Here is a 3918-nt window from a genome sequence, read left to right on the forward strand (position 1 = left end):
GATGCCGCCGAAGCCGCTAACCGGGCCAAAAGCGCGTTTTTGGCCAACATGAGCCACGAACTGCGCACCCCCCTCAACGCCATTTTGGGCTTTGCCCAACTGCTGGCCCGCGACCCCCAACTTACCCCCGACCAGCGGAAGAATCTACAGACAATTGGCCGGAGCGGCGAACACCTGCTGGCCCTGATCAATGCAGTGCTGGACCTGTCCAAAATCGAAGCGGGGCGGTTAGAACTTCACCCGGAGAACTTTGACCTGAATTACCTGCTCTTGGGCCTGCAAGAAATGTTCCAATCTCGCCTGGCCGCCAAAGGACTGGCCCTGGTCTTTGACCGCGCCCCCAACGTGCCGCAATACATCCGGGCCGACCAGAGCAAGCTGCGACAAATACTCATCAACTTGTTGAGCAACGCGGTCAAGTTTACGCAACAGGGACAGGTGACGTTACGGGTGAGAGGAGGGGATCAGGGATCAGGAAGGCATCAGGAAACCCTGATTCCTAATTCCCAATCCCTGTTCCTGATCCACTTTGAAGTTGAAGACACCGGCATTGGCATTGCGCCGGGCGAACTGGAGGCTATTTTTGAGGCTTTTGTGCAAGCCGCCGGCGGACAGCAGGCCAGGCAGGGCACCGGCCTGGGCCTGCCCATTAGCCGCGAATTTGTGCGGGCGATGGGGGGTGAACTCACGGCGAGCAGTAAAGTGGGCCGGGGCAGTCGCTTTCAATTTGATATTCCGGTGGCAGTGGTGACGGCGGCCGAAGTACCTGGCCTGCAACCCGGCCGCCGGGCGGGTGGTTTGGAGCCGGGGCAACGGGCTGCGGATGGCGGGCCTTACCGGCTGCTGATAGTTGAAGATCAAGAGACAAACCGGGAAGTATTGATCAAACTGCTGCAACCGCTGGCCGATCCAACCGGCAAGCGGGGCTTTGACCTGCGTGAAGCCGTGAACGGCCAGGAAGCCCTTGAAATTTGGGAAACGTGGCAGCCGCACCTGATCTGGATGGATATGCGCATGCCGGTGTTGGACGGTCACGAAACCACCCGGCGTATCAAGGCCACTCCCCAGGGGCAAAAGACCATTATCATTGCCCTGACGGCCAGCGCCTTTGACGAAGACCGGACGACAATGTTGGCGGAAGGATGCGACGATTTTGTGAATAAACCGTTCCAGGTAGGGGAGATTTTTGACATGCTGGCTAAACATTTGGATGTACGTTTTGTTTACGAGGAAACAGAAGAAGTGGGCCGGCCGGTTGAGGCGCAAAACTTAAAAACCGCAATCCAGATTTTGCCGGTTGAGTTACGGGTTAAGCTGGAAGAAGCGATTACCCGGCTTGATATGGAGACAATTGGCCGGGTGATCGAGGAAATTCGCCATCACGCCGCCCCTGTCGCCGATGAACTGGCGAATTTGGCCGGTGATTTTAAATATGAACAAATCCTGGCCTTGATCCAACCGGACCGCCCACATCATTAACCCCCTGGTGGCTTTGTGCGCTGCCCTTTTTGCGGCCAGTTTTGACTGGTCAGCAATTCTGAGTAGTGGTAAAGTGGTAAGTGATGAGGATTTTCAGCATGTCATTTCAAGCGACAATAGGAGCGAGAAATCTCCTCAGACTCTGCTTAAAACAAACATCTCAAGGAGATTTCTCATCACTTCGTTCCTCGAAACCTGTCTTGAGCGTAGCGAATGGATGACATGCCATCACTTACTATTTAACCACCACCCAATTCTGCATATTATTGAAGTAACAAGTATACTAAACGTACGTTAAAATTTCTGTAAGACGGTATCCCTATGTCGTCCGCTGACGTATAGGCATGCGCCAGCTACGGAAATTTCAAAATGCGTTTGGAATAACAGGGCGCGCCAGAACGCCCCCAACCCAACAGACAAGGGTAAATTAAGGAACCAATATGTATCTAACGCCCGCCGCCGTCAGCTATTTAACCCAAATTATCCTGGTTTTGGCTATTTTTGGTTTTTTTGTCTATCACACTCTATCCCAACAACGCCTGGGCAAAACAGCGCATGCCCGTTTTTTACTTGGCTTTTTTGCGGCCACCACCGTTTTTATCCTGCTGTTGTTCTTTGAAACAGCCTTGCTGCCGGCCTGGCGACTCCAGGTGGTTTATCTGGAGAACGCAACCGTCGGGCTGATCCTGCTCCTGTTATTGCAGTTTGCCTATCACTTTCCCCACCTGCCCCCCCACCGAAAATGGGAAGCGCGCCTGGCCCTGGGGTTGAGCGCCCTCTACACCCTGGCCGAAGCCGGGTTCGCCCTTTACCGCTTTGCCGCGTTGCGCCAGGGCCTGGTCTTCTTTCGCCCTGAGTGGGCCGATTACGCCCTGGTCTTGGGGTTCCTGTGGGTGCCCGTTGTCTTTGTCCGCCAGGCCGTATACGCTTCCAGGCAAGAACAGGCAAACCCCGGGCCAGGCGCGGGCGGGCGCGACCTATTTGGTCTGGCTCACCTGTGGCAACCCCAGGGACAAAACGCCAGGGCGGCCCGCGCTTTTGTTCTGGTTTACCTGCTGCCGGTGGGGATGAGCCTGGCTAACCTGCTGCGCAGCTACCGGCTTATTTCGGCCGGTCTTTATCACGCCAGCCTGTCGGTGGTGCTTCTCTTTACCCTGTTTCTTTTTGCCATTGCCTACCTGAATTCGCTCCCGGAGCGAACCACGTTTATGGTCAAACTGGTGGGGGCAGCTCTGGTGACCGTGCTAGTCGTGCTGGGCTTGGTGAGTTGGAATATTATGCCCACCTACGTCAGCAACTATTCCGTTGCCTCACCCCAGGGACAAACCCTGAACTTTAGCCCCAACAACAGCGGCGGCTACACCGTAACCGTCGCCCCCTTTCAATTTGAAAGCGAGTTGGGAAGCAATTTGGGGTTGGCCGATGCGCTGGCGGAAACTGATAGCGTGGCCCTGGACTTTACCTTTCCTTTTTACGGGCAAACCTACCGCCAGGTGTACGTGATGAACGATGGCGTGGTTGGCCTGGGCCGGCCGGTGGACCATCGCACCATCCAATACCATTATGGGGTGTCGCCGGCCATCTTTCCCCTGTACCTCGACCTGATTCCCCAGGCCGGAGAGGGCGGGGTATATGCCCGGCGTGACGCCGACAGATTGATCATTACCTGGGATCGGGTTCCGGCATTCCGGGCGCAGCAAACCACCTACACCTTTCAACTGATTTTGCACCGCGACGGCACATTCCAGGTAAGTTATAACGATATTCCCCCCTTTCTGACCTTCCGGCCGGACAGCGATCCCGAAGACGATATTTGGCTGGTGGGCGCGGTGCCGGGCATGGGCAACCCTGCCCAACCAGGGCTTGAACGTTTGCTGCCCCAACAAGTAGATTTTGCCGGCCTGCCCCTTACCACCGGACCGCAGGGGGTAGTGTTCGACTACTACCTGGCCTTTCGCCGCCAACTCCACCAACTGTTTGTCCCGTTAGCCGGCCTGATCCTTGCCAGCAGCGTGGCTATTCTGCTTGGTTTCCCCCTGTTTTTTCACGCAAACCTGGTTATGCCGCTCAATGCCTTGCTGCGCGGCGTCCGGCGTTTAGAAGCGGGCGAGTACGCGGTTAACGTGACGGTGCGGTACGCCGATGAGATTGGCTTTTTAACCGATGCATTCAACAAGCTGGCGGCGCAGTTGGGCGACCTGATTCGTAACCTGGAAACGCACGTGGTTGAGCGCACCACCGCTCTGCGCGCCAGCGAAGCCAGAATGCGCCAAATCACCGGGGCCATGCGCCAGGCGGTCTGGCTGCGGGATACCCAAACCCTGGAAGTGCTTTATGTGAACCCGGCTTATGAGGAAATATGGGGCCGCACGTGCGCAAGCCTTTATGCCGACCCCACTTCATTTGCCCAGGCCATCCATCCCGAAGACAAAGAACGAA

At 56.2% G+C, this 3918-nt stretch carries 2 protein-coding genes; both read left to right on the forward strand.

Annotation, left to right across the window (positions count from 1 at the left end; translation table 11 throughout):
• Positions 1-1479: response regulator (locus tag JW953_13435; GenBank protein ID MBN1993698.1), on the forward strand; the 1479-nt coding region annotated here is incomplete at its 5' end.
• A 440-nt stretch (positions 1480-1919) separates the two neighbouring features.
• Positions 1920-3918: HAMP domain-containing protein (locus JW953_13440; protein MBN1993699.1), on the forward strand; the 1999-nt coding region annotated here is incomplete at its 3' end.

The organism is Anaerolineae bacterium (assembly GCA_016931895.1).
Lineage (GTDB): Bacteria > Chloroflexota > Anaerolineae > 4572-78 > J111 > JAFGNV01.